Source organism: Herbihabitans rhizosphaerae, from assembly GCF_004216555.1.
GTDB lineage: Bacteria > Actinomycetota > Actinomycetes > Mycobacteriales > Pseudonocardiaceae > Herbihabitans > Herbihabitans rhizosphaerae.
On the sequence record NZ_SGWQ01000011.1, the window covers coordinates 154,028 to 178,306 of the forward strand.

At 69.7% G+C, this 24,279-nt stretch carries 25 protein-coding genes; 18 read left to right on the forward strand and 7 right to left on the reverse strand.

Annotated elements, in window-relative coordinates; genetic code table 11:
• Positions 1-117 precede the first annotated feature (117 nt).
• The 5 genes from EV193_RS26785 (at position 118) to EV193_RS26805 (ending at position 5,005) form a co-directional block, all read left to right on the forward strand.
• Entirely contained in the window at positions 118-1,014 is an 897-nt protein-coding gene (locus tag EV193_RS26785; protein ID WP_130347697.1) for a branched-chain amino acid ABC transporter permease, read from the forward strand.
• A complete protein-coding gene (locus EV193_RS26790) occupies positions 1,014-2,123 on the forward strand; it encodes a branched-chain amino acid ABC transporter permease (protein ID WP_130347698.1) in 1,110 nt (369 codons plus the stop codon). The genes EV193_RS26785 and EV193_RS26790 overlap by 1 nt, the downstream gene beginning before the upstream one ends.
• 13 nt (positions 2,124-2,136) lie before the next feature.
• Positions 2,137-3,420 (forward strand): ABC transporter substrate-binding protein, encoded by a 1,284-nt coding sequence (locus EV193_RS26795; protein WP_130347699.1) that lies wholly within the window; start codon positions 2,137-2,139, stop codon positions 3,418-3,420.
• A 94-nt stretch (positions 3,421-3,514) separates the two neighbouring features.
• Entirely contained in the window at positions 3,515-4,174 is a 660-nt protein-coding gene (locus EV193_RS26800; protein ID WP_130347700.1) for a phosphoribosyltransferase, read from the forward strand.
• A gap of 81 nt (positions 4,175-4,255) precedes the next feature.
• Positions 4,256-5,005 carry an alpha/beta fold hydrolase gene (locus EV193_RS26805; RefSeq protein WP_130347701.1) on the forward strand — a complete coding sequence of 250 codons (750 nt, stop codon included), beginning with the start codon at positions 4,256-4,258 and terminating at the stop codon, positions 5,003-5,005.
• 1 nt (position 5,006) lies between these two features.
• Here EV193_RS26805 and EV193_RS26810 read toward each other — a convergent pair whose 3' ends face one another.
• Both EV193_RS26810 and EV193_RS26815 read right to left on the reverse strand, forming a co-directional pair.
• Positions 5,007-6,218, reverse strand: a complete 1,212-nt coding sequence (locus tag EV193_RS26810) for an HNH endonuclease signature motif containing protein (RefSeq protein ID WP_130347702.1) — start codon at positions 6,216-6,218, stop codon at positions 5,007-5,009.
• Positions 6,219-6,370: 152 nt separating this feature from the next.
• Positions 6,371-6,967 (reverse strand): acid phosphatase, encoded by a 597-nt coding sequence (locus tag EV193_RS26815; RefSeq protein WP_130347703.1) that lies wholly within the window; start codon positions 6,965-6,967, stop codon positions 6,371-6,373.
• A gap of 83 nt (positions 6,968-7,050) precedes the next feature.
• Here EV193_RS26815 and EV193_RS26820 point away from each other — a divergent pair, with 83 nt between their 5' ends.
• On the forward strand, positions 7,051-7,533 hold the full coding sequence (locus EV193_RS26820) for a hotdog fold domain-containing protein (protein ID WP_130347704.1): 483 nt from the start codon (positions 7,051-7,053) through the stop codon (positions 7,531-7,533).
• Between the two features lie 81 nt (positions 7,534-7,614).
• On the opposite strand, the gene sodN is transcribed toward EV193_RS26820, so the two are convergent.
• A complete protein-coding gene (gene sodN / locus EV193_RS26825) occupies positions 7,615-8,022 on the reverse strand; it encodes a superoxide dismutase, Ni (RefSeq protein WP_130347705.1) in 408 nt (135 codons plus the stop codon).
• Positions 8,023-8,151: 129 nt separating this feature from the next.
• On the opposite strand from sodN, the gene EV193_RS26830 reads away from it, so the two are divergent.
• Together EV193_RS26830 and EV193_RS26835 are read left to right on the forward strand one after the other, a co-directional pair.
• On the forward strand, positions 8,152-8,439 hold the full coding sequence (locus EV193_RS26830) for a S26 family signal peptidase (RefSeq protein WP_278044223.1): 288 nt from the start codon (positions 8,152-8,154) through the stop codon (positions 8,437-8,439).
• Positions 8,440-8,472: 33 nt separating this feature from the next.
• Positions 8,473-8,925, forward strand: a complete 453-nt coding sequence (locus EV193_RS26835; RefSeq protein ID WP_130347706.1) for a nuclear transport factor 2 family protein — start codon at positions 8,473-8,475, stop codon at positions 8,923-8,925.
• 9 nt (positions 8,926-8,934) lie between these two features.
• Here the strand turns inward: EV193_RS26835 and EV193_RS26840 are convergent, their stop codons facing one another.
• Together EV193_RS26840 and EV193_RS26845 are read right to left on the reverse strand one after the other, a co-directional pair.
• Positions 8,935-9,543: a dTDP-4-dehydrorhamnose 3,5-epimerase family protein gene (locus EV193_RS26840; RefSeq protein WP_130347707.1), complete on the reverse strand. Its 609-nt coding sequence runs from the start codon at positions 9,541-9,543 to the stop codon at positions 8,935-8,937.
• Between the two features lie 49 nt (positions 9,544-9,592).
• A complete protein-coding gene (locus EV193_RS26845) occupies positions 9,593-10,063 on the reverse strand; it encodes a hypothetical protein (protein ID WP_130347708.1) in 471 nt (156 codons plus the stop codon).
• A gap of 74 nt (positions 10,064-10,137) precedes the next feature.
• Here EV193_RS26845 and EV193_RS26850 point away from each other — a divergent pair, with 74 nt between their 5' ends.
• Positions 10,138-10,848 (forward strand): SdrD B-like domain-containing protein, encoded by a 711-nt coding sequence (locus EV193_RS26850; protein ID WP_242613695.1) that lies wholly within the window; start codon positions 10,138-10,140, stop codon positions 10,846-10,848.
• 318 nt (positions 10,849-11,166) lie between these two features.
• Positions 11,167-12,330 (forward strand): NAD(P)-dependent malic enzyme, encoded by a 1,164-nt coding sequence (locus EV193_RS26855; RefSeq protein WP_130347709.1) that lies wholly within the window; start codon positions 11,167-11,169, stop codon positions 12,328-12,330.
• A gap of 72 nt (positions 12,331-12,402) precedes the next feature.
• Here EV193_RS26855 and EV193_RS26860 read toward each other — a convergent pair whose 3' ends face one another.
• The gene (locus EV193_RS26860) at positions 12,403-13,920 is read right to left on the reverse strand and encodes a bis-aminopropyl spermidine synthase family protein (protein ID WP_130347710.1); all 1,518 of its coding nucleotides are present in this window, start codon (positions 13,918-13,920) and stop codon (positions 12,403-12,405) included.
• Positions 13,921-14,048: 128 nt separating this feature from the next.
• Between EV193_RS26860 and EV193_RS26865 the strand changes: the two genes are divergently transcribed.
• From EV193_RS26865 to EV193_RS26880, 4 genes are read left to right on the forward strand one after another with little or no spacing between them, the layout of a single operon-like run.
• Positions 14,049-15,134, forward strand: a complete 1,086-nt coding sequence (locus tag EV193_RS26865; RefSeq protein ID WP_130347711.1) for an ABC transporter ATP-binding protein — start codon at positions 14,049-14,051, stop codon at positions 15,132-15,134.
• Positions 15,135-15,812 carry an ABC transporter permease gene (locus EV193_RS26870; RefSeq protein WP_130347712.1) on the forward strand — a complete coding sequence of 226 codons (678 nt, stop codon included), beginning with the start codon at positions 15,135-15,137 and terminating at the stop codon, positions 15,810-15,812.
• Positions 15,812-16,507 (forward strand): ABC transporter permease, encoded by a 696-nt coding sequence (locus EV193_RS26875; protein ID WP_130347815.1) that lies wholly within the window; start codon positions 15,812-15,814, stop codon positions 16,505-16,507. The genes EV193_RS26870 and EV193_RS26875 overlap by 1 nt, the downstream gene beginning before the upstream one ends.
• A gap of 2 nt (positions 16,508-16,509) precedes the next feature.
• Entirely contained in the window at positions 16,510-17,403 is an 894-nt protein-coding gene (locus tag EV193_RS26880) for a glycine betaine ABC transporter substrate-binding protein (RefSeq protein ID WP_130347713.1), read from the forward strand.
• 213 nt (positions 17,404-17,616) lie between these two features.
• Here the strand turns inward: EV193_RS26880 and EV193_RS26885 are convergent, their stop codons facing one another.
• The gene (locus tag EV193_RS26885) at positions 17,617-18,402 is read right to left on the reverse strand and encodes an IclR family transcriptional regulator (protein ID WP_130347714.1); all 786 of its coding nucleotides are present in this window, start codon (positions 18,400-18,402) and stop codon (positions 17,617-17,619) included.
• Positions 18,403-18,503: 101 nt separating this feature from the next.
• Here EV193_RS26885 and hutH point away from each other — a divergent pair, with 101 nt between their 5' ends.
• Genes hutH through EV193_RS26905 form a run of 4 tightly spaced genes read left to right on the forward strand, consistent with a single transcriptional unit; the run spans position 18,504 to position 24,268 of the window.
• Positions 18,504-20,021 carry a histidine ammonia-lyase gene (gene hutH / locus EV193_RS26890; RefSeq protein ID WP_130347715.1) on the forward strand — a complete coding sequence of 506 codons (1,518 nt, stop codon included), beginning with the start codon at positions 18,504-18,506 and terminating at the stop codon, positions 20,019-20,021.
• Positions 20,022-20,036: 15 nt separating this feature from the next.
• Positions 20,037-21,695: a urocanate hydratase gene (hutU, locus tag EV193_RS26895; protein WP_130347716.1), complete on the forward strand. Its 1,659-nt coding sequence runs from the start codon at positions 20,037-20,039 to the stop codon at positions 21,693-21,695.
• A gap of 3 nt (positions 21,696-21,698) precedes the next feature.
• Positions 21,699-22,937, forward strand: a complete 1,239-nt coding sequence (locus EV193_RS26900; protein WP_242613696.1) for an allantoate amidohydrolase — start codon at positions 21,699-21,701, stop codon at positions 22,935-22,937.
• Entirely contained in the window at positions 22,934-24,268 is a 1,335-nt protein-coding gene (locus EV193_RS26905) for a formimidoylglutamate deiminase (protein ID WP_130347717.1), read from the forward strand. The genes EV193_RS26900 and EV193_RS26905 overlap by 4 nt, the downstream gene beginning before the upstream one ends.
• Positions 24,269-24,279: the final 11 nt, after the last annotated feature.

The following is a 24,279-nucleotide window of genomic DNA, read 5'->3' on the forward strand; positions in this document are numbered from 1 at the left end:
CCGAACCGGTGCTGCTTCCCGCAAAGCTTTCGAGATAGCTTTCAAGATAGCTTTTGTGAAAGCTATCGGTGAAGCTTTCCCGAAAGCTTTTGGCTGGCCGAACGGGGTGGTGGCGCGATGACCGCCTTTCTGCAGAACTGCTTCGCCGGGTTGGCGCTCGGGTCGACGTATGCCTTGGTGGCACTGGGATTCGTGGTGATCTACAAGTCCACCGGTGTGATCAACTTCGCGCAGGGCGGGTTGCTCGCGCTGGGCGCGTACCTCGGCTACACGTTCTCCAACAACCTCGCGATCGCGTTCGCCGTCGCGATCGTGCTCGCCTGCGTGTCGGCGGCCGTCGTGGGCGCCGCGTTCGAGCGGATCGTGCTGCGCCGCATGGTCGGCCAGCCGCCGTTCGCCGTCATCATGATCACGATCGGCCTGCTGTTCGTGCTCGAGCCGCTGATCACCTCGATCTGGGGCTTCGACAACAAGCAGGTCGACAACCCGTGGAACATCCAGACGGTCGGCGTCGGTGGCCTCGTGCTCGGCGTGCGTGACCTGTGGACGATCGGCCTGACCGCGGCCGTGGTGATCGGATTCTTCGCGTTCTTCCGTTACACCTCACTGGGTCTGGCCATGCGGGCCACCGCGTTCGATCCGGAGGCCGCGCTGGCGCAGGGGATCAGCGCCCGCCGGGTCTACGCGGTGTCCTGGGCGATCGCCGCCGCGCTGGCCGCGCTCGCCGGGATCACCCTCGCGGCGGGGCCGGGCGGGTTGCAGCCGTCGATCTCGTTCATCGCGCTGGCCGCCTTCCCGGCGATGATCCTCGGCGGGCTGGACTCGCCGGGCGGCGCGGTCGCCGGCGGGCTGATCATCGGGCTCGCCGAGGCGCTCACCCGCGGCTACCAGGATCAACTCTTCTCCTGGGCCGGCGACAACGTGTCGGTGATCGTGCCCTACCTGGTGATGATCGTGATCTTGCTGATCAGGCCGTACGGCCTTGCCGGAACCAAGGACGTGAGGCGGATCTGATGGCCAGAACGCGCGGCGGGCCGCACCGCAATCTCACCCGCGGCTACTCCGACGACCTCCGGCTGTTCGGCACGCCGGCGGCCAAGATCGGCCTGGCGCTGATGCTCGCGGTGCTCGTACTGCTGCCGACGGTCGTGCACGACGACTTCTGGCTGTCCGTGCTGATCTACGTCGGCATCACCGCGATCGGCGCGATCGGGCTGAACCTGCTGACCGGCTACTGCGGGCAGATCTCGCTCGGGCACGCGTTCTTCATCGGCGCCGGCGCGTACATCACCGCGCGGGTGGGCGGCGATCTGGATCTCCCGCTGCCGGTATGGCTGCTCGCCGCGGCCGTCGTCGGCGCGGTGCTCGGCGGGTTGATCGGGCCGTTCGCCTTGCGGTTGCGGGGAAACTACCTCGCGATCGTCACGCTCGGGCTGATCTTCATCGGCGAGCACATCTGGCGGAACTTCAAGGATCTCACCGGCGGCAACTCCGGGACGTCGGTCAACGCGCCGGTGGACATCGGCGTCGCCGACATCGACCAGATGGTGATCGCCGGCGAGACCTACTCGCGCAACCAGGGCTGGTTCTGGCTGGTGTGGGTGCTCGTCGGGGTGGTCGCGCTGCTGGCGAAGAACCTGGTGCGCACCCGGCCGGGCCGAGCGCTACAGGCCGTGCGGGACCGCGACCAGGCCGCCGAGGTGATCGGCGTGCGCGCCGGCCGGTACAAGATCGGCGCGTTCGTCATCTCCAGCGCGGTCGCGGCGATGGCCGGCGCGCTCTTCGGGGCCTACCAACGGTTCGTGAGCCCCGACGAGTGGAACCTGCTGCTGTCCATACAGTACATCGCGATCATCATCGTCGGCGGGCTCGGCACGATCTTCGGATCGGTGCTCGGCGCGATCTTCGTCGGCGCGCTGCCGGCCCTGATCGACCGGTACTCGGAGTACCTGCCCGGCGTGCAGACCGGGGTCGGGGGAGAAGGGTTCATCAGCGTCTTCGCGCTCAACCAAGCCATTTTCGGCTTGCTGATCGTGTTGTTCCTCGTCCTGGAGCCACGTGGGCTCGCGGGCATCTGGTTGCGGATCAAGGCCTACTTCAAGGCCTGGCCGTTCTCGTACTGATCAAGGAGGCGTCATGCTGGTACGTCGTCGAGGAAAAGGTGTGGTCGCCGCGGTCGCGGCGGCGCTGCTCGTCGCGGCCTGCGGCGGCGCGGGCGGTGACGGCGGATCGGACAGCGGCCAGGCCGGTGCCCCCGGCAAGACCGCCGGGTTCGACGGCACCACGATCAGACTCGGGGTGCTCACCCCGAGCACCGGGTCGGTCGCCGTGATCGGGTTGCCGCTGACCGCTGGCAACAAGGTGTGGTTCGACCAGGTCAACGCCAGCGGTGGGATCGCCGGCAAGTACCGGGTGGAGCTCGCCCAGGAGGACACGCAGTACAAGCCGGACGTCGCCGTGCAGCAGTACAACAAGATCAAGGGCAACGTCGTCGCGTTCACCCAGTTGCTCGGCACGCCGTCCACGCTGGCCGTGCTGCCGCAACTGCGGTCGGACAAGGTGCTCGCCGCGCCCGCGTCGCTGGACGGGCTGTGGGTGCGTGAGGAGAACCTGCTGCCGGTCGGCGCGCCGTACCAGGTGCAGGTGATCAACGCGGTCGACCACTACCTCAAGGAGGGCGGCGGCAGCACGTCGTCCAAGATCTGCGCGATGGTGCAGGACGACGTGTACGGCGAGGCCGGCCTGCAGGGGCTGAACTTCGCCGCCGAGCGCTACAAGTTCTCCATCGCCAACACGCAGAAGTTCAAGATCAATACCGAGAACTACACCGGCCAGATCGGCGCGCTCGCCGGTGCCGGCTGCCAGATGGTGTTCCTCACCGCGACGCCCAGCGACGCGGCGAAGATCTGGGGCACGGCGGCGCAGGCCAGGTTCGCGCCGCGGTGGTACGGGCAGTCGCCGAGCTACACCGGCGCGCTGGCCAAGTCCGCCGTCGCGCCGTATCTGCAGCAGGCGGTGCTGATCGTCTCCGAGGGCACCGAGTGGGGCGACGCGAGCGTGTCGGGCATGCGGGACATGGTGGCCAGGGCGACGCAGTTCGCGCCGCAGCAGCCGCCGGACTACTACTTCGCGTTCGGCTACAACCAGGCGCGGGCGATGACCGCGGTACTGGAAAAGGCCGTGCAGCAAGGGAATCTGTCCCGGGACGGCATCCTCGCCGCGTCCAAGGCACTCGGCACGGTCGGCTTCGACGGGCTGGCCGGCGACTACCAGTACGGCGCCGCGGAGACCCGCAACCCGCCGCGGTCCAGCACGTTGTTCGCGGTCGATCCGGCCAAGCCGTTCGGGCTGCGCACGGTGAAGTACAACTTCACCTCCGACGCGGCGAAGGCCTACGAGTTCAAGAAGTCCGAGATGTAGCCGTCCGGACAAGCTCCGGGAGCAGCGTGCCCAGCGGCTCCCGGAGCTAGCTGATTGATCGGCGCGTCGGCGCGCCGCGTGGTACACCGAGGACATGCGCCACTTCGGTTCCGGCGACGGAAAGTTCGACAACCGGGAGCACGCCGGTCGGCTCCTCGGTGAACGGCTGGCCGAGGGTGACTGGAGTTCACCGGTGGTGCTCGGGCTGCCGCGCGGCGGTGTCCCGGTGGCCGGTGCGGTCGCGCGGATTCTGGACGCGCCGCTGGACGTCGTGGTGGCGCGCAAGATCGGCGCGCCCGACCAGCCGGAGTTCGGTCTCGGCGCGGTGACCGCCGATGGTCCGCCGCACTACGACCAGGCCAGCCTCACCATGCTGGGGCTCACCGAGGAGAACCTGAGCCGGACGTGTGCCGGTGAGCGGGCCGAGGCGCGGCGCCGTGAGGAGCTGTACCACCAGGGGCGGGCGCCGATTCCGGTCGACGGGCGGGACGTGATCGTGGTGGACGACGGGCTCGCGACCGGGGTGACCGCGTGGGCCGCGCTGAACCGGCTGCGCGGCACCAGTGCCCGGCGGTTGGTGTTCGCCGCGCCGGTGTGCGCGCCCGACGCGGCGGAGTCCCTCGGTCACACGGTGGACCGGATCGAGTGCCTCATCTGCCCGCCGGATTTCCGTGCGGTTGGCCAGTTCTACGTCGACTTCAGCCAGACCACCGACGAGGACGTGCTCGCCGTGCTGGCGGCGGCGACCGGGTAGTCACCCTTTCGGACCTGCTGCCGCGAGCGTGCCCCGGATACTCTGCGGATCGGCATTTCCCTTACCCCACAAGGAGAAATCATGCCGGCATCCGCACACGTCATCGGCGACGGTGCGCACAAGGTGATCGCGCTCAACGGCTGGTTCACCGATCGGACGGGCTACGACAGGCTGTGGCCCTACCTGGACACCGGGGCGTTCGGGTACGCGTTCTTCGACTATCGGGGCTACGGCTCGCGGCTGGAGGTCGGCGGCGAGTTCACCCGTGAGGAGATCGCCGCCGACGTGCTGGCGCTGGCGGATGAATTGGGCTGGTCGGAGTTCAGCCTCGTGGGGCACTCGATGGCCGGGGTGTACATCCAGCAGGTGCTCGCCACCGCGCCGGACCAGGTGCGGGCCCTGGTCGGGGTGAACCCGGTGCCGACGAACTTCGAGTTCGACGCCGACGGTGCGGCGCTGTTCTCCTCGTCGGTGGAGGAGACCGCGAACCGGCGCGTGATCATCGACTTCGTCACCGGGAACCGGCTGTCCGGCACCTGGCTGAACCAGATGGCCGCGCGCTCGGTGGAGCGGTCCACGAAGGAGGCGTTCGGCGCCTACCTGACGCAGTGGACCGGCGCGGCCATCGAGATTCCGCAGGTCGACCTGCCGGTGAAGGTGATCATCGGCGAGCACGACCCCGCGCTGCCCGAGGCGCTGATGCGTGACACGTGGCTGAGCGCGTACTCCAACGTGGAGCTGGAGATCATGCTGAACGCGGGGCACTACCCGATGGACGAGACACCGCTCGCCCTGGTCACCTCGATCGAGGCGTTCCTGCGCGGAATCTAGATCAGAACGGCGGCGGGTCCGGGTCGGCGATCGGCTGCGCGCGCACGGTTGCCTTGTGTCCGAGTGGGCTGCGGGTGATCACCACATCGGGGTGGGGTTGTTCGACCTGCCAGCCGGGCTTCTCTTTGCAGAGGTTGTGGCGTTCGCAGCGCGGGTTCAGGTTGCACAAGCAGGTGCGGCCGTGGTCGGCGTGGCGGAGGGTGTGATCGATCTGGCACCTTGTGGCCGGCCTGTCACACCCGGGGTGAGTACATCGGCGGAACCGCAAGCGCACGTTTTCGGCCATCGCCGCCGGCGGATACCGTTTCCTGCCGACGTCGGTGATCATCCCGGTCGGTGGATCGTAGAGTATTCGCCGCCACGTTGATTTCTCGTCGGCGGCCAGTTCGCGCACGACTTGCGCGGGGAGTATGTCGACGCCGAAGAGTTCACCGGGCTTGTCGTCCACACCCAACAGCGTGGTGTGTGGCACGGTCACCCACACAATGGTTTTGATGTGGGACTGGTTCTCCCCGCAGAAGTGCTCGACGGCGGTGTCGAACCGCAAATTATCCAGGCTGCGGGTGTCGCCTTGTTGCTTCAACCGGCGGGCGTGTTGGTCGATCCGCAGATAGGCGGGGTAGAGCTGCTCGACCGGTCCCCGGATACCGAGGAAGGCCTCCCCGTCGTCGTCCTGCTTGAAGGTGACACACCGGTCCTTGCGGCGCTGCTGTCGGCGTTGTTCGGCGCCGTCGGGGTCGACCTTGTTCACCCAGTAGCGCACCTTGCGCTGAAACGGGGTGTAGTAGTCCGGCGCATCAGCGAGCACAGCGGCTTCCACCCGGGCGGCGTGCTCATCCGACAGCGGCCGGGTGACCTCATACATCGCCCGGGCCTTCGCCCAATCGATCTCACCCCGGGCGAGCGCGGCCAGCGTCGCTGGGAGTCGGGTCACCATCGCGGCGGCCATCACGACCTGATGCGAAGCGTGCCCGGGTGACCACTTCAACGCCTGCCCGATCTCCTCAGAGACGTTCTCGACTCCATCGCGCAGTTGGTTGTACTGCGCGAGCAGTCGAACCTCGTCAGCGCACAACGCGGCTTTGTCGCGCTCGACATTTTCCAACTCCGCGACCGTGCTCGCCTCATCCGGCGTAAACGGCCCATCTGAGAAATCAAACTCAGGCTCACCAAATACCCGAGGCGCGGCCTCCAAAACCGCATCCCAAGACATTTCCTCACCTATTACCAACACACCACAATTCTACCGGAATGCCCACGAAAATGGCGTCCCCCATTCCGGTGGCAAGCTGGTCGCCCTGACACCCCCACGCGGAACAACCACAAGGGCGACCAGCGCGGCAGCCAATAACGGACGGAGTGCACTCAACTCGGCACGTTCAACCGCCGCACCTGTGCAACTCCACGTTCGTCCCCCAACACGGAGATCCCAGCAGCCGAAAGCCCAAAGTGAACCCCAGAAGCCGGAGGCAGCCCCAACCACGACGCCACGAGAACACGACCGAAATGCCCATGCCCCACCAGCACGACATCCCCGTCAGCCAACGCAGAAGACACCTTCCCGATCACCGCCCGAGCCCGCGCCCCGACGTCGTCAGCCGTCTCACCACCAGGACACGGATGCGTCCACACCGTCCACCCCGGCACCGTCTCGCGGATCTGCGGCGTGGTCAGCCCCTCGTACTCGCCGTAGTCCCACTCCGCGATCTCCTCTGTCACCTCGGTGACAGAAAGCCCAGCCAGCTCAGCCGTGCGCAGCGCCCGCTGCCGTGGACTGGACAGCACCAGCGCCGGCGCCGTGTCACCCCGCAGCTCGACGAGCCGACGTCCGGCCGCCGCGGCGGCGCGCTCACCAGCCTGCGTCAGCGGAATGTCGGTGAACCCCGTGTGCTGCCCGGACTCCGACCACTCGGTCTGTCCGTGTCGCAGCAGGTACAACGCCGTCGAGCCCTCGCCAGCCATCCGCCACCTCCGCCGAAACCATAGAGCCGTGCTAAGTTACTCGCGAGTAGACTAGCCGCGGGTACACAACGTGGAGGGACGTCATGGCGGTCGAAGCACGGTCCAACCCGACGTACGGCATGTGGCGCAAGCTGTCCGGGCGGCCACTCGGTTCGAGGCTGTTCTCCGCCGCGATGTCCCTGCGAGTGCCGTACTTCGGCACGGTCATGCCGCACGTCGTGGACATGCGGCCGGGCCGCTGTGAGGTGCGCGCGCCGAAGTGGTGGGGCGTGCACAACCACATCGGCACGTTCCACGCGATCGCGGCGTGCAACCTGGCCGAGATCGCCATGGGCATGCTCGCCGAGGCCACCGTTCCGCCGACGCACCGGTGGATCCCGAAGGCGATGACCGTCCAGTACCTGGCCAAGGCCAACACCAGCCTGCGGGCGGTCGCCGAGCTGGACGGCGAGCCCGAGTTCGGCGACACCGCGCGGGACCTCGAGGTGCCGGTGTCTATCCGGGACAAGGACGGCACCGAGGTGGTGCGCGCGGTGATCACGATCTACGTGACGCCGAAGTCCTAGAAGCCGAGGTCCTAGAAACGGCGAACGGCGCCCGCCGGCCGATGCCGGGGGCGCCGTCGCGCTGACTCGTCCTGAGTGGACTCAGCCCTTCTTGGTCTCCCAGAAGATCTTGTCGACCTCGGCGATCAGGTCGAGCAGCTCCTGGCCCTTGGCCGGGTCCATCGAGCCCTTGGTACCGGCGGCACCAGCGGCCTTGGTGGCCTTGTTGATCAGCTCGTGCAGCTGCGGGTACTTCTCGAAGTGCGGCGGCTTGAAGTAGTCCGTCCACAGCACCCAGAGGTGGTGTTTCACGAGCTCGCTGCGCTGCTCGGCGATGAGGATGGCGCGCGTGCGAAACTCCGGGTCCTCGTTGGCCTGGTACTTCTCCTGGACCGCCTTGACCGACTCCGCCTCGATCCGGGCCTGCGCCGGGTCGTAGACGCCGCACGGGAGGTCGCAGTGCGCGGTGGCCTCGAGGCGCGGACGAAGAAGGCGCGACAAAAGTCGCATCTTTCCTCCCTGACAGGGTGATTAGCTGGATGCTCCGACGAAGTCGACCTTACTCGCGGCATCATGGGCGCCGCAGCGCGGAGGTGATCGTTGACCCATTCCGGTCTGACGGGAATAAGGCGGGTGTCGGTGCGCGGCCCGTCCATGACGCCGACCCTGCGCGACGGTGACATCGTGCTCGCGCGGTTCCGCGCACGCGTGCGCGCCGGTGACATCGTGCTGGTCAGATGGGCTTCCCGCCCTGGTCAGCTGTCCGTCAAGCGGGCCGCGCGGCAGGACGGCGACGGCTGGTTCGTGTTGGGGGACAACGAGTTCGGCTCGACCGATTCGCGCGATCTCGGGCCGGCGGAAGTGCTCGCGGTGATCCGCTGGCGACTGTGGCCGAGGCCACAACGGCTGCCGGCGGCTCGGCCTTGACCTCTACATAAGTCGAAGTTCCACGATGTCCACATGGGAGCTGACAAGGAAGAGATCGTCGACCTGGTGAACCGCTTCTTCGTGTCGCTGGACGTGGGGAGGTTCGACGACGAATGGGCGGCGGAGATGTTCACCGCCGACGTGCGGGTCAAGTACCCGACCGGGGCCTACGAGGGGATCGACGCGGTGCGCGCGGACATCGCGAGCGCGTTCCAGATGTTCGAGCGCACCCAGCATCTGGCGGCGAATCACCTGGTCAGCGTGGACAGCGACGGTGCGGACGTGCGCTGGGACGCGATCCACACGCACGTGCTGCGCGGGCCGAACGCGGGCGAGTTGTTCACCTCGGGCGGCTACTACGAGGCCGAGGTCGTGCGCACCGAGCACGGCTGGCGGTTCCGGCGGCAGGAGCTGAACGTCGTGTGGACGACCGGACCGAGGCCCGACGCCACCCTGCGGTCCACAGTGGACAGAGTCCCGTCCTAAATGGACTGTCTAAGTGGACTGCGCGCGCAACTTCGCGTAGTGCGCGGCACAATCGTCGTACACGGGAAGGATTCCGTCCGCGCGCGCCTGGTCCAGCGTCGGTGCCGCACCGTCCTTTTCGGACAGGATCGGCTCGATGTCGGACGGCCACGGCAGGTCGAGCGCGGCGTCCAGCGGGTTGAGCCCGCGCTCGGCACCCGGGTTGTAGCCGGTGGAGCACAGGTAGCTCATCGCGGTGTCGTCCTCCAGCGCGATGAACGCGTGGCCGAGCCCCTCGGCGAGGTACACCGCGTTGTAGGACTTCGCGTCCAGCCGCACCGCCTCGTGCTTGCCGAACGTCGGCGAGCCGACCCGGATGTCGATGATCACGTCCAGCAGCGCGCCGCGCGGGCAGTACACGTACTTCGACTGGCCGGGTGGGGTGTCCGCGAAGTGCACACCGCGAATGGTGCCGCGCCGGGACACGCTGTGGTTGGTCTGCGCGACCCGCAACGGGTGCCCGACCGCCTTGACGAAGGCGTCCTCCTGGAACGGCGCGACGAACAGCCCGCGGCTGTCCGGGAAGCTGCGCGGGGTGAACTCGAACGCGTCGGCGACGGCGAGCTGGCGTGCCTGCATGGTTCGCAGCGTACCGCCGTCGCCGGCCCGCCGGCCCCCTGATCCGCCCCTAGTCGCCCCACGACTCCAGCAGGTAGCGGACCCCGTCCGAGTACTCGAACCGTTGTGCCGCAACGCCTCGAGTGAGGTCGCGGCGGCAGGCGAACAGGTCGTCGCGGTCCAGGTCGAGCAGGGCGAGGCTGTGTTCGATCAGGGGAGCGGCGGCGATCTCCAGGACGCCGGCCGTGCGCACGTCGCTGGTCGCCACAAGTACCGAGTCGCCGAGCCGCGTCAGCGCCTCGCGCAGCATCGGCTCGAACGCCGCCGCGGGCAGTTCTTGGCCGACGTCCAGGGTGTCGGCCTCCCGCGCGGCGCCGTAGGCCTGACGCATGGCCGGCCAGCGCGCGTCGGACTCGGCCAGGTCCAGGAACGTCCAGCTGCCCGCCGGCAGCGTGTCGAGCACCGTGCGCAGCCGGTCCCGCCGGGCCTTGCCGTGATGGCGGCGCAGCAGGAAGTCGAGTCGTCCGCGCCGGTCGGTCACGGCCGAAAGGCAACCACAAGATCGGTGCGCGCGTGCAGACTTAGGGATACAGGCGTGACAGGTGGGAGGACATCGTGGTTCGTGCTCGACTCTGGACGGCGGCAGGCTTGGCGGTGATCGCCACGGCCGTGCCGGTCGGTGTGGCGGTGGCCGATCAGCAGGCGGAAACCGGTGTGGTGCAGGGGTTCCACTACATGGACCGCAACGCCAACGGCGTGCGCGACGAGGGCGAGCCGGGCGGCTCGAACGCGGTCGGCGTGTACACGCTGGACGGCACCTCGGTGGCGACCGTCGGCACCGGGCCGGACGGCTGGTACCACGTGCCGGACCTGGCGCCTGGCGAGTACCAGGTGGGCATCAACCCGATCGGCTACCAGATGACCACGCCGACGCCGGTGCGCGTGACGGTGACCGCCGGCGGCGTGGCGGTCGCACACTTCGGCAAGCTCGGCGGCGACATGTCCGGCCTGGCCTGGCACGACCTGAACGCCGACGGGCAGCGCCAGCCCGACGAGCCGCTGATCCGGGTGCCGATCTGGCTCGGCCGCTGGCAGGTGCCGACCGACGAGCAGGGCCGGTTCTTCATGCCCAACCAGGGCACCAGCACCTACGCGTTCAGGTTCGTGCCGCCGGCCGGCATGACGTTCTCGCCCTACCACGTCGGTGATCCGGCGACCGACTCCGATGTCCCTCCGGACGGGTACGCCCGCGCGGTGATCGAGCTCGTGGACGGGCGCATCAACAACGTGCTCAACATCGACGCGGGGCTTGTCACTGTCCGCTGACGCCGTCCAAACCGGACAGGCGTCTTGTAAAAAGGCCCCTGACCTGCGGAGTTCGTGCCCCTAGATGTGATCCCCGCCGCAGACACGATCGGGTGCAGGTGGGAGACTGGCACAACAGCACGGCCCGCGATGGTGCTTCCGTAACAAGAGGAAGCCTCCACCGTGTGGCCGACGACGCCCGCGACTCCGGCGCTACCCGCCGAGCCTGGCGCCGCCAGCGCTGTCAGAACCGGCAGCGCGCGCGAAGCGCATCCACGCGGTTCAGTACCGCACTACGCAGGAGGCCACGTGACTAGCGTTCACCCCGAGGCCACGACCATGACTGACAAGCCGATCACCGACGAGGAGATCTTCGCCGCGCACGAGGGCGGCAAGCTCGGTGTGTCGGTGCCGCGTGCGATCGCCGACCCGCGGTCACTCGCGATCGCCTACACGCCGGGTGTGGCCAAGGTCAGCCGTGCGATCGCGGAGAACGCCGATCTGGCCGCGAAGTACACGTGGTCGCACCGGCTGGTCGCGGTGGTCAGCGACGGGACGGCGGTACTCGGCCTCGGTGACATCGGTGCGAGCGCGTCGCTGCCGGTGATGGAGGGCAAGGCGGCGCTGTTCAAGACGTTCGGCGGCCTGGACTCGATCCCGCTCGTGCTCGACACGACCGACGTGGACGAGATCGTGGAGACCTTGGTGCGGCTGCGCCCGTCGTTCGGCGCGGTCAACCTGGAGGACGTCGCGGCGCCCCGGTGCTTCGAGCTGGAGCAGCGGCTGATCGAGGCGCTGGACTGCCCGGTCATGCACGACGACCAGCACGGCACCGCGATCGTGGTGCTGGCCGCGCTGCGCGGCGCGTGCACGGTGCTGTCCCGTGACATCGCGAACCTGCGCGTGGTCATCTCCGGCGCGGGTGCCGCCGGTGTGGCGTGCGCCAAGATCCTGCTCGCGGCCGGTGTCGCGGACGTGACCATGCTCGACTCGCGCGGGATCATCCACACCGGACGCGAGAACCTGAACCCGATCAAGACCGAGCTGGCGGCGCAGACCAACAAGGCCGGCCTGCGCGGCGGGTTGCCCGAGGCACTGGCCGGCGCGGACGTGTTCCTCGGCCTGTCGGCGTCGACGGTGCCCGAGGAGGTCGTCGCCACCATGGCCGACGACGCGATCGTGTTCGCGCTGTCCAACCCGGACCCGGAGATCCACCCGGACGTCGCGGGCAAGTACGCGGCGATCGTGGCCACCGGACGCAGCGACTTCCCGAACCAGATCAACAACGTGCTGGCGTTCCCGGGCATCTTCCGCGGCGCGCTGGACGTCGGCGCGCGGCAGATCACCGACAACATGAAGCTCGCGGCAGCGGAGGCCATCGCCGCGGTGGCCACCGACGAGCTGGCCGCCGACCACATCGTGCCCAGCGCGCTCGACCCGCGCGTGGCACCCGAGGTGGCCGAGGCGGTCGCCAGGGCCGCCAAGGCCGACGGCGTGGCCTGAGTTTCCCGCGTCCCCTGATCAGCCGGTCGGGTCCCGCCAGAACGGCGGCCCGGCCGGCTGTGTCACGTGCGCTCAGGGCGCGGCGGCGTCCAGTATCGCGCTGACCCGGTAGCGGGGGAGGTCGATCAGTCGCACCTCGAGGTCGTCCTCGTCGGGGGCGATGGCGAGCACTTGTTCGCGCGCGGCGCGCTTGGTGAGCGTGCCGCCGGACGCCGCGATCAGCGCCTCCCGCCAGGTGTTGGCGAGCTTGCCGTGCGCCCGGTCGAGCAGTTCGCGCTGAACGTCCACAGTGGACGACTGGGTGCGCTCGGCCACCACCAGCGCGTGCCGCCCGCCGGCGATACTGCGCCGGAACGACAGCGCGTACTTGGCGCCGACGAGCCGGGCGAGGTTGCGCTGGCCGGGCGCGTTGCGCACGTCGGCGTGGTTGTTGCGAACCAGCGCGACGACGCGATCTCCCTTGCAGGCCAACAACATCCGCGCGAGCCACGGGCCGGGGTCGGCGGTCAGGTCGATCGCGGCGTCGCCCTCCACCGGGTCGTTCCAGTCCGGCCCGCGCACGTCGTCCACGGCGGACGCCTCGCGCAGCGCGTCCAGCGCCGCCTCGGGAGTACCGGCCGACTCCACCGACGCCGAGCCGTGCGTGTAGATCGCCGTCCGTCCACTCGAGACGGTCGGGCGAGCCTGTCCGGCGGCCCGCGCGGTCGGCTGGCACACGTACAGGTCGCTCGCGCTGCCCACCGCCTGCGCGCCGTCGTACCGGTTGAAGTCCGGCAGGATCGCCTCGAACACCAGGCCCAGCCGCAGCATCTCGGCCTGCGTCTTGCGCCCCAGTTCCGGCGCGCGGTCGGTGTGCCCGTAGGCCACGATCAGCCGCCCGGCCACCGGCTCGCGCAGCCCGAGCACGCCGTGCGCGAGGAACAGCCGCATGCCCTCCGGCGTGTACGGCGGGTCGGTGAACACCAGGTCGGCGGTACCCAGCAGGCTCGGCGGGAACCCGAACCGCAGATCGGCGTGCAGGGTCCGGACGGGCAGCCCGTACTCGGCGGCCAGATCGTCCACGTAGCGCAGCAGCCGCTCGTCCACGTCCACCACGGTTGCCCGCACGCCGTCGCGCACCGCGCACACCGCGATCGAGGTCAGGTCGTGGTCGCCGACGAACAGCAGGTGCGCGCCGCGCAGGTGGAACCGCTCGTCCAGCCACAGTGCCCGGCGCAGCACGGTCTCCGGCGTGGCCTGCACGTGGTCGAGCCCGGGCAGCGGCGGCGGCACGTCGCGCACGGCGGCGCGCACGGTGTCCAGCAGTTCGCCCTGCTCGGTGTCCGGCGGAGCGGGTTGGGCGAGGTCGCGGTACATGTCGACCCGGTCGGTGGCCATACGCATCATGTCACCCTCGCGCACCAGGTCGTAGGCGCACGCCTCGAGCACCTCCTCGACCGTGCGCCTCGGGGTCGCGGTCGTCACGACCAGGTCGTCGAGTGTGTGGAACCCGTTGCACAGCAAGGAGATCAGGTCGCGCGACCGGCTGCTGTGGACACCCTGTGCGGTCAACAGATCGCGCAGCGGCGCGGGAATCTCACCATCGGACACAGTGTCAGCCTACGGACCCTGTCACCCGCCACACTGTGGACACCGATGCCGTTGTCGGGGTTTGCCGCTATGGTCGTTGATCACATTGGGCGGCCGGCGAGCGGCCGTCGCGACCGGAAGGCTCTCCGGTGATCGAGTTCCGGGACGTGACCAAGAAGTATCCAGACGGGACGGTGGCGGTCGACGAGCTGAACCTGACGGTCGAGGCGGGCACGATCACCGTGTTCGTCGGGCCGTCCGGCTGCGGCAAGACGACCTCGCTGCGCATGGTCAACCGCATGATCGACCCCAGTGCCGGCGAGGTGCTGATCGACGGCGAGGACGTGCGCAAGTCCGACCCGGCGCTGCTGCGGCGCGGCATCGGCTATGTCATCCAGCAGGCGGGGCTGTTCCCGCATCGCACCGTGCTGGACAACGTGGCCACCGTGCCGCTGCTGTCCGGCTGGACGAAGGCGAAGGCTCGCACGCGGGCCGCCGAGCTGCTGGAGACCGTCGGCCTGCCGGCCGAAATGGGCAAGCGGTTCCCGGCGCAGCTCTCCGGCGGGCAGCAGCAGCGAGTGGGCGTGGCCCGCGCGCTGGCCGCCGACCCGCCGATCCTGCTGATGGACGAGCCGTTCAGCGCGGTCGACCCGGTGGTGCGCGAGGGTCTGCAGGACGAGCTGCTGCGGCTGCAGGGCGAGCTGGACAAGACGATCGTGTTCGTCACGCACGACATCGACGAGGCGGTGCGGCTCGGCGAGAAGGTGGCGGTGTTCCGCCAGGGCGGGGTGCTCGCGCAGTACGACGCGCCGGCCGAGATCCTGGCGCGGCCGGCCGACGACTTCGTGTCCGATTTCGTCGGGCGCGACCGCGGTTACCGTGGGCTGTCCTTTGTGGACAACGAGGGCCTGCCGATCGGCCAGGTCGACACGGTGCTCGTCGGCGGCGCGCATTCCCCGTCGCAGCAATGGACTCTGGTCCTCGTCGACGGCGACAAGCCGCGCGGCTGGCTGGCTCCCGGGTCCACTGTGGACGGTGAGTGGACGACGGCGGACGCGCTCGCCGGCGGATCGCTGTACACCAGGGGCACACCGTTGCGCGGCGCGCTGGACGCGGCGCTGTCCTCGCCGGCCGGGCTCGGCGTGGTGGTGGACGACGCAGGTGCGTACGCCGGCGTGGTCACCGCCGAGGAAGTGCTCAAGGTGATCGAGTCCCGCCGAGAGACGGCCGAATAGATGTTCGGCGACATCGGCACGTACCTGTCCAGTCCCGGCAACCGGGACCTGGTGCTCCAGCAACTGCTGGAGCACATCTATCTGTCGCTGCTGCCGCTGGTGCTCGGACTGCTGGTGGCGATCCCGCTCGGCTGGACGGCCACGCGCTTCCGCTGGCTGCGCGGCCTGCTGCTGGGCGGCGCGAACATCCTCTACACGATCCCGTCGCTGGCGCTGTTCGTGATCCTGCCCGCGATCATCGGCACCGGGATCACCAGTCCGGTCAACGTGATCGTCGCGCTGACGCTGTACACCGCGACGCTGCTCGTGCGCCCGGTGGTGGACGCGCTGGAGGCGGTGCCGCAGCACGTGGTCGCGGCCGCCGTCGCCATGGGCTACCGGCCCCTCGCGCGGTTCTTCGCGGTCGAACTGCCGCTGGCCGTGCCGGTTCTCGCGGCCGGCGCGCGGGTGGCCAGCGTGAGCAACATCAGCCTGGTGAGTGTGGGCGCGCTGGTCGGCATCGGCGGTCTCGGGCTGCTGTTCACCAAGGGCTTCGAGATCGACTACCTGCCGCCGATCATCATCGGGATCCTGCTCACGCTGATACTCGCGCTGATCGTGGACCTGCTGATCGTGTTGCTGCGCAACATGTTGACGCGCTGGCAACGCGTCGGCGCGCACGTCGGAGGCGGTTCGTGATGATCTTCTCCAACATGATCGACTGGCTGACCAACGGCGCGAACTGGCAGGGGCCGGAAGGCATTCCGACGCGCGTCGGCGAGCACGTCTACTACGCGGTGCTGGCGGTGCTCGTGGCCTCTGCGGTGGCCGTGCCGCTCGGGTTGTTCGTCGGGCACACCGGTCGCGGCGCGGTGTTCGTGGTGGCGATCAGCAACGCGCTCCGTGCGCTTCCGACGCTCGGCCTGGTCACCCTGTTCGTGCTGCTGCTCGGGCTCGGCGACTGGCCGGTGCTGATCGGGCTGATCATTCTGGCGGTTCCGCCGATCCTGTCCGGCACCTACGCCGGCGTGCAGGACGTCGACCGCGGCGTGATCGACGCGGCCCGGGGTATGGGCATGACCGGGTGGCAGCGGCTGTGGAAGGTCGAGGTGCCCAACGCGCTGCCGCTGCTCATCGGTGGTGTGCGCAGCGCCGTGCTCCAGGTCGTCGCGACGGTCGCGGTGGCCGCGTTCGTCGGGCTCGGCGGGCTGGGGCGGATCCTGTTGTCCGGGCAGAAGACCTACAAGTTCGAGGTCATGCTCGGGGCGGCGGTGCTGATCGCGTTGCTCGCGGTGGTGCTCGACCAGATCATCGCCGCGATCCAACGTCTCGTCGTGCCGAAGGGCTTGACGGTGGCGGCCAAGGCGGCCGCGCCCACACGAGGAGGAAAGTAGTCATGAAGCGCACAGTCGTGTCCCTGATCGCGGCGGCGGCCGTGGTCGGCATGTCCGCGTGTGGGTCGAGTGATCCGCTGTCCGGTGGCTCGTCCGGCATCGTGGTCGGCTCCGCGGACTTCGCCGAGAGCGAGCTGCTCGCCGAGATCTACGCCGAGGCGCTGCGCAAGACCGGCGCCACCGTGTCCACCAAGCTGCGGGTGGGTGCCCGCGAGGTATACGTCGAGGCGGTTCGCAAGGGTGAGATCTCGCTCGTGCCGGACTACACCGGCAACCTGCTGAAGTACGTGGTCAAGCCCGCCGAGCCGGCGGAGACCACCACGGAGGCGGTGTACGGCGCGTTGAAGACGGCCACCGAGAAGCCCGACTCGACGCTGCAGGTGCTGGAGCAGTCCAAGGCCGAGGACTCCGACGTGCTCGCGGTGACCAAGGCGACCGCCGACAGCGGGGTGAAGTCGATGGCCGACCTCGGCCCGAAGTGCGGCCAGTTCGTGCTCGGCGCGGCCGAGGAGTGGAAGGGCCGCTGGGAGGCCAAGATCAAGGAGCTGTACGGCTGCACGTTCAAGCAGATCAAGCCGATCGAGGGCGGCACGCTGACGGTGAAGTCGTTGAAGGACAACGAGGTTCAGGTGGCCAACCTGTTCACGACGGCCTCGGCGATCAAGGAGAACAGCTTCGTCCCGCTCGAGGACCCGAAGAAGATGTACCCGGCGCAGAACATCGTGCCGTTGATCAACAAGTCCAAGCTGGACGACAAGCAGAAGGCCGCGGTGAACAAGGTCTCCGCCGCGCTCACCACGGACAAGCTCACCGAGCTGGTGCGCAAGGTCGAGGTGGACAAGGCCAACGCCGCCGACGTGGCGAAGTCCTACGTCGGAGAACTCGGCATCAGCTAACCCAGCCACCGCTCCATTTTCAGGTTGGGGACTTTAGCGGGCTAAAGTCCCCAACCTGAGCCGGTATACGCGTGGCCGTTTCGCATTTCGGCGTGTATTTGGTGCGCCATTTCACGGAAAGCTGCAGGTCGAGAGCCTTTGGCTTTGCCTGTGGATGGATGACTTGCGCTTGGCGTGCCTTTGTGCGTGCGTACTTTAGCCCGCTAAAGTCCGTCAGCTGAGGCGGCGGACGGCGCGGGCGGTGATCTGGACGGCGAGGCGTAGGACGGCGGGGACGAGGTCGGGGGGTGGGGTGCCGCATTCCGTGTCGCCTGGGCAGTGGTGGCGGAAGGTGGCGCTGATCGCGGCGACGGGGCGGTCGTGTCCGTCGAGTACGGGGACGGCGACGGAGGCGAAGCCCGTGGTCACGTGGCCGTCCTCGATGGCCCAGCCGCGACGGCGCTCGTCGGTCAGCAGGCCACGGAGTGCGGGCAGGTGTTTCGGCCCGCGGCCGGTGCGGTCCACGAACGCGTCCCGGTTCGGGAACAGCGCGCGCACCTGAGCGGCCGGCAGGTGCGCGAGCATGGCGCGGCCGGACGCGGTCAGGTGCGCGGGTAGCCGCACGCCCACGTCGGTCACCAGGGTGTGCGCGGACGTGGGCTGCTCGCGCACGAGGTACAGTGTCTCCCGGCCGTGCAGCACGCCGAGGTGCACGGTGTGCCGGTGCCGGTCGGCGAACTGACGCAGCAGCGGCCGCGCGATGTGCTCCAGCGGCTCGTTGCGCAGGTACGCGGCACCCAGCTCGAACGCGGCGAGCCCGAGCGCGTAGCGGCGCTGGTCGGGCAGGTGGGTGACGAATCCGGCGTCGGTCAGCTCCGCGAGCAGGTGGTACGCCGTGGACCGGGGGAGCGCCAGCTCGCGGGCCAGCCACGCCGCGGTCACCGGCTCGGCGCGGTCGGCGAGCACGCGCAGCACGGCCAGCCCACGCCGCAACGCCGGCACGTCGCTGCTGCCACCCACGGGACCTCCAATACGCCGTTGCGGTGACATTGTCTGGGATACCAGACACGGGCGCACGCCGTGGGGTCGCAGAGACGCCGCCCAGGGTTTGGGATGGGGGCATGGACGCAGTGCTGCTCGACGCCACGCCGCTGCGACGCGATCAGGTGGTCGCGGTCGCCAGGCGGGGCGCTCCGGTCGAGTTGACCGACATCGCGAAGGAGGCGGTCGCCGGCTCGCGGGCGCACGTCGAGCTGTTGGCCGGCGCCGAGCAACCCACCTACGGCGTGTCCACGGGGTTCGGCGCGCTCGCCGTGCGACACATCCCGGTGGACCGGCGTGCCGCGCTGCAGCGGTCGCTGATCCGCTCGCACGCCGCCGGTGCGGGCGCCGAGGTCGAGTGTGAAGTGGTGCGCGCGCTGATGCTGCTTCGCCTGCGCACCTTGGCAAGCGGGCACACCGGCGTTCAACCGTCCACTGTGGACGCGCTGGTGCGGGTGATCAACGCGGGCATCACCCCGGTGGTACCCGAGTACGGCTCGCTCGGCTGCTCCGGTGACCTGGCTCCGCTGTCCGCCGTGGCGCTCGCGCTGATGGGCGAGGGCGAGGCGCGCGACGCCACCGGCGCGCTGCGCCCCGCCGGCGAGGTGCTCCGCGAGTCCGGCATCGAGCCGATCACGCTGGCCGAGAAGGAGGGCCTCGCGCTGATCAACGGCACCGACGGCATGCTCGGCCAGCTGGTACTCGCGCTCGACGACCTCGCGCGGTTGATCGACATCGCCGACCTGACCGCCGCGATGAGCGTGGAGGCGCTGCTCGGCACCGACCGGGTGTTCGCCGCCGATCTGCAGGCGCTGCGGCCGCACCCCGGCCAGGCCGTGTCCGCCGCGCGGATGAGCGTGCTGCTCGCCGACTCCGAGATCGTGGCCAGCCACCGCGGCCCGGACTGCAACCGCGTGCAGGACGCGTACTCGCTGCGCTGCGCGCCCCAGGTGCACGGCGCGGCCCGGGACACGGTGGCGCACACCGAGACCGTGGCCGACCGCGAACTGGCCTCGTTTATCGACAACCCGGTCGTGCTCGCCGACGGGCGGATCGAGTCCAACGGCAACTTCCACGGCGCGCCGGTCGGCTACGCGCTGGACTTCCTGGCGATCCCGACCGCCGACGTGGCGAGCATGTCCGAGCGGCGCACCGACCGGATGCTCGACAAGAACCGGTCGCACGGGCTGCCGCCGTTCCTGGCGCACGACCCCGGCGTGGACTCCGGCCACATGATCGCCCAGTACACGCAGGCCGGCATCGTCTCCGAGCTCAAGCGCCTCGCGGTACCGGCCAGCGTGGACTCGATCCCGAGCTCGGCCATGCAGGAGGACCACGTCTCCATGGGCTGGTCGGCCGCGCGCAAGCTGCGCAAGGCCGTCGACGGGCTGACCACCGTGCTCGCGATCGAGCTGCTCACCGCGGCTCGCGCGCTGGACCTGCGCGCGCCGCTCAAGCCCGCGCCGAAGACGGGGGCCGCGCTGGCCGCCCTCCGCGAGACGGTCGACGGGCCCGGCCCGGACCGGCACCTCGCACCCGAGATCGCCGCCGCGGAAGCGCTGATCCGCTCCGGCCGGCTGAACGAGATCACCGCCTAGTCAGGAGGACACACGATGACCGGACCGCGACCAGTGCGGGCCGCCCGAGGTACCTCGATCACGGCCAAGAGCTGGCAGACCGAGGCGCCGATGCGAATGCTGGCCAACAACCTGGACGCCGAGGTCGCCGAGCGGCCCGACGACCTGGTGGTCTACGGCGGCACCGGCAAGGCCGTGCGCGACTGGGCCAGCTTCGACGCGATCACCCGCGAGCTGACCGACCTGGAGCCGGACGAGACCCTGTTGGTCCAAAGTGGACGGCCGGTCGGCGTGATGCGCACGCACGAGTGGGCGCCGCGGGTGCTGATCGCGAACTCCAACATCGTGCCGGACTGGGCGACCTGGCCGGAGTTCCGCAAGCTCGAGTCACAGGGCCTAATGATGTACGGCCAAATGACCGCCGGATCGTGGATCTACATTGGTACGCAAGGGATCCTGCAGGGCACCTACGAGACGTTCGCCGCGGTGGCGAACAAGCGGTTCGGCGGCACGCTGCGCGGCACGTTGACGCTGACCGCCGGGCTCGGCGGCATGGGCGGCGCGCAGCCGCTGGCGATCACCATGAACGACGGTGTGGCGCTGGTGGTCGAGGTCGACCCCGCGCGGGCCAACCGCCGGGTGGAGACCCGCTACCTGGACGAACTGGCCGACGACCTGGACGACGCGGTGCGCCGGGTGGAGGCGGCCAAGGCGGAGAAGCGGCCGCTGTCGGTCGGCGTGATCGGCAACGCGGCGGAGGTGTTCCCCGAGCTGCTGCGCCGGGGCGTGGCGATCGACATCGTGACCGACCAGACCTCGGCGCACGACCCGCTGGCGTACCTGCCGAAGGGCATCGCGCTGGACGAGTGGAAGGACTACGCCGACAAGAAGCCGGACGAGTTCACCGACCGGGCGCGCGAATCGATGGCCGAGCACGTCGGCGCGATGATCGGCTTTATGGACAAGGGCGCCGAGGTGTTCGACTACGGCAACTCGATCCGCGGCGAGGCGAAGCTCGGCGGGCTGGAGCGGGCGTTTGACTTCCCGGGCTTCGTGCCGGCCTACATCCGGCCGCTGTTCTGCGAGGGCAAGGGCCCGTTCCGGTGGGCGGCGCTTTCCGGTGACCCGAAGGACATCGCGGTCACCGACCGGGCGATCCTGGAGCTGTTCCCGGAGAACGAGTCGCTCGCGCGGTGGATCAAGCTGGCCGGCGAACGTGTTGAGTTCCAAGGACTTCCGGCGCGCATCTGCTGGCTCGGTTACGGCGAGCGGCACCTGGCCGGGCTGCGGTTCAACGAACTGGTGGCCTCCGGCGAGATCTCCGCGCCGATCGCCATCGGGCGCGATCACCTGGACTGCGGCTCGGTCGCGTCGCCGTACCGGGAGACCGAGGGCATGATCGACGGCTCGGACGCGATCGCCGACTGGCCGCTGCTCAACGCGATGGTCAACACCGCGTCCGGGGCGACCTGGGTGTCGATCCACCACGGCGGCGGAGTCGGCATCGGACGGTCGATCCACGCCGGCCAGGTGACCGTCGCCGACGGTACCGATCTGGCGGCTGCCAAGATCGAGCGCGTGCTGTCCAACGACCCCGGCATGGGCGTGATCCGCCACGTCGACGCCGGTTACGACCGGGCGAACGAGGTCGCCGCCGAACGCGGAGTCCGAATCCCCATGGAGCACAAGGACTAACCTGTGATAGTCCACAATGGACACTCGGAGGGCGGGTCGGTCGCCACCGCGACCGGCCTGCTCTCCGCTATCGCCGACGTCGGCACCGACCGCACTCGTGGCGGGTTCTCCCGGCACGTGTTCGACCGTGCCGAGCACGACCTGCGCGAATGGTTCGTCGAGCAGGCGCGGCGCAGAGGGCTCGACGTGCACAGCGACCGCAACGGCAACCTGTGGGCGTGGTGGGGCGCGCCGGGGCCGGACGCGGTGGTGACCGGCAGCCACCTGGACTCGGTGCCCGGCGGTGGCGCGTTCGACGGCCCGCTCGGCGTGGTGTCCGCGCTGGCCGCCGTGGACTCGTTGCGCGCCAAGGGTTTCACGCCGTCGCGCCCGTTCGCGATCGTGGTGTTCGCCGAGGAGGAGGGCGGCCGGTTCGGCATCCCGTGCCTCGGCTCACGGCTGCTGTCCGGGGCGATCAGCCCGGACGTGGCCCGCCGGCTGACCGACGCGGACGGCGTCACGTTCACCGAGGCGGCGCGCGCCGCGGGCGTCGATCCGGCGTTCGTGGGCCGCGACGAGGAGGCGCTCGGACGCATCGGCCGGTTCGTGGAGCTGCATGTCGAACAGGGTCGGGGGCTGGTCGACATGGACGCGCCGGTCGGAGTCGCCGAGTCGATACTGGCGCACGGGCGGTGGCGGTTCACCTTCTCCGGCCAGGGCAACCACGCCGGCACCACGCAGATCGGCGACCGGACCGACCCGATGCTGCCCGCCTCGCAGACCGTGCTCGCGGCGCGCTGGGCGGCGTCCGGTGTGGACGGCGGGCGCGCCACGGTCGGGCGGATCGTGCCGAATCCCGGTGGCACCAACGTGATCGCGTCCAGCGTGGACCTCTGGCTGGACGCCCGCGCGCCCAACGACCGGCGCGCGCGGACGATCGTGGAGCGGATCACCGCGGCGGCGAAGCAGGCGGCGAACACCGAGGGCTGCCGGGTCACCGTGCGGCAGGAGTCCTACGGCGACACCGTGCACTTCGACGCCGACCTGCGCGACGAGGTGTCCACCGTGCTCGGCGGGGTGCCCGCGCTGCCCACCGGCGCCGGCCACGACGCGGGGATCCTCGCCGCGCACGTGCCGACCGCGATGCTGTTCGTGCGCAACCCGAGCGGGGTGTCGCACGCGCCGGCCGAGCACGCCGAGCCGGACGACTGCGAGGCCGGCGTCGCGGCGCTGGCTCGCGTCTTGGAGCACTTTTCGGCATGACCGACTTCTGGTGTGAACGCGCGCTGCTGCCCGACGGCGTGGCACGAGGTGTCCTCGTCAACGTCGCCGAGGATGGGACGGTCGGCGGGGTGTCCACAGCGGACACCCCGCCGCCTGACGCGCATTCGTTGCGGGGCCTGGTGTTTCCCGGTTTCGCCAACGCTCACTCGCACGCGTTCCACCGTGCGTTGCGCGGGCGCACCCACGGCAGTGACACTTATGGGGGCGGCACGTTCTGGACCTGGCGGGACGGCATGTACACGCTCGCCGAGCGGCTGGACCCGGACTCGTACCACGAACTGGCCCGCGCGGTGTACGCCGAGATGGCGCTGGCCGGGATCACCTGCGTCGGCGAGTTCCACTACCTGCACCACGGGCCGGGCGGCACGCCGTACGCCGATCCGAACGCGATGGGCGAGGCACTGATCGCGGCGGCGGCCGACGCCGGTATCCGGATCACCCTGCTCGACACGCTGTACCTGCGCGGTGGGCTGACCGAGGACGGGTACCAGCCGCTGGCCGGCCCACAGTTGCGCTTCGGCGACGGTGACGTCGAGGCGTGGGACGACCGGGTGTCACGGCTGCGGCCCGATTCGCACGCGCGGATCGGGTCGGCGCTGCACTCGGTGCGGGCGGTGCCGAAGGACATGCTCGGCACGTTCGCGATGCACGTCGAGGGCACGCCGGTGCACCTGCACCTGTCCGAGCAGCCGGCGGAAAACGAGGCGTGCCAACGGTTTCACGGCTGCTCACCGACCGAGCTGCTGGAGTCCTACGGTGTGCTCGGCGGCTGGGTCACCGCCGTGCACGCCACCCATCTGTCCACAGTGGACATCGGGCTGCTCGGCTCGAACGGTGTCACCGCGTGCTTCTGCCCGACGACCGAGGCCGATCTCGCCGACGGCATCGGCCCGGCGCGTGAGCTGCTCGACGCCGGCTCGCCGTTGGCGCTGGGCAGCGATCAGCACGCGGTGATCGACATGCTGGTCGAGGCGCGGGCGCTGGAGCACGGTGAGCGGTTGCGCACCGGCGAGCGCGGGCGACTCACCCCGGCCGAGCTGATGCGTGCCGTGACCGAGGCAGGTCACCGCTCGCTCGGCTGGCGGGCCGGACGGATCGTCGCCGGTGCGCCCGCCGACCTGGTCGCGGTCGACCTCGACACGCCCCGCACCGCCGGTGCCCGCCCCGACCAGGTGATCCTCGCCGCGACAGCCGCCGACATCCACACCGTCGTGTCCAGCGGCCGGATCATCGCCCGCGACGGCCAACACGAGAAGCTCGGCGCCGTCGGCCCGCTGCTGACCAGCGCGATCACCCCGCTCTGGGCATGATCAGCGTGCGT

Bases quoted from the DNA above. Each gene is read 5' to 3' on its own strand.
- EV193_RS26785 (WP_130347697.1), top strand. From the start codon at position 118: ATGACCGCCTTTCTGCAGAACTGCTTCGCCGGGTTGGCGCTCGGGTCG.
- EV193_RS26790 (WP_130347698.1), top strand. From the start codon at position 1,014: ATGGCCAGAACGCGCGGCGGGCCGCACCGCAATCTCACCCGCGGCTAC.
- EV193_RS26795 (WP_130347699.1), top strand. From the start codon at position 2,137: ATGCTGGTACGTCGTCGAGGAAAAGGTGTGGTCGCCGCGGTCGCGGCG.
- EV193_RS26800 (WP_130347700.1), top strand. From the start codon at position 3,515: ATGCGCCACTTCGGTTCCGGCGACGGAAAGTTCGACAACCGGGAGCAC.
- EV193_RS26805 (WP_130347701.1), top strand. From the start codon at position 4,256: ATGCCGGCATCCGCACACGTCATCGGCGACGGTGCGCACAAGGTGATC.
- EV193_RS26810 (WP_130347702.1), bottom strand. From the start codon at position 6,218: ATGTCTTGGGATGCGGTTTTGGAGGCCGCGCCTCGGGTATTTGGTGAG.
- EV193_RS26815 (WP_130347703.1), bottom strand. From the start codon at position 6,967: ATGGCTGGCGAGGGCTCGACGGCGTTGTACCTGCTGCGACACGGACAG.
- EV193_RS26820 (WP_130347704.1), top strand. From the start codon at position 7,051: ATGGCGGTCGAAGCACGGTCCAACCCGACGTACGGCATGTGGCGCAAG.
- sodN (WP_130347705.1), bottom strand. From the start codon at position 8,022: ATGCGACTTTTGTCGCGCCTTCTTCGTCCGCGCCTCGAGGCCACCGCG.
- EV193_RS26835 (WP_130347706.1), top strand. From the start codon at position 8,473: ATGGGAGCTGACAAGGAAGAGATCGTCGACCTGGTGAACCGCTTCTTC.
- EV193_RS26840 (WP_130347707.1), bottom strand. From the start codon at position 9,543: ATGCAGGCACGCCAGCTCGCCGTCGCCGACGCGTTCGAGTTCACCCCG.
- EV193_RS26855 (WP_130347709.1), top strand. From the start codon at position 11,167: ATGACTGACAAGCCGATCACCGACGAGGAGATCTTCGCCGCGCACGAG.
- EV193_RS26870 (WP_130347712.1), top strand. From the start codon at position 15,135: ATGTTCGGCGACATCGGCACGTACCTGTCCAGTCCCGGCAACCGGGAC.
- EV193_RS26875 (WP_130347815.1), top strand. From the start codon at position 15,812: ATGATCTTCTCCAACATGATCGACTGGCTGACCAACGGCGCGAACTGG.
- EV193_RS26880 (WP_130347713.1), top strand. From the start codon at position 16,510: ATGAAGCGCACAGTCGTGTCCCTGATCGCGGCGGCGGCCGTGGTCGGC.
- hutH (WP_130347715.1), top strand. From the start codon at position 18,504: ATGGACGCAGTGCTGCTCGACGCCACGCCGCTGCGACGCGATCAGGTG.
- hutU (WP_130347716.1), top strand. From the start codon at position 20,037: ATGACCGGACCGCGACCAGTGCGGGCCGCCCGAGGTACCTCGATCACG.
- EV193_RS26905 (WP_130347717.1), top strand. From the start codon at position 22,934: ATGACCGACTTCTGGTGTGAACGCGCGCTGCTGCCCGACGGCGTGGCA.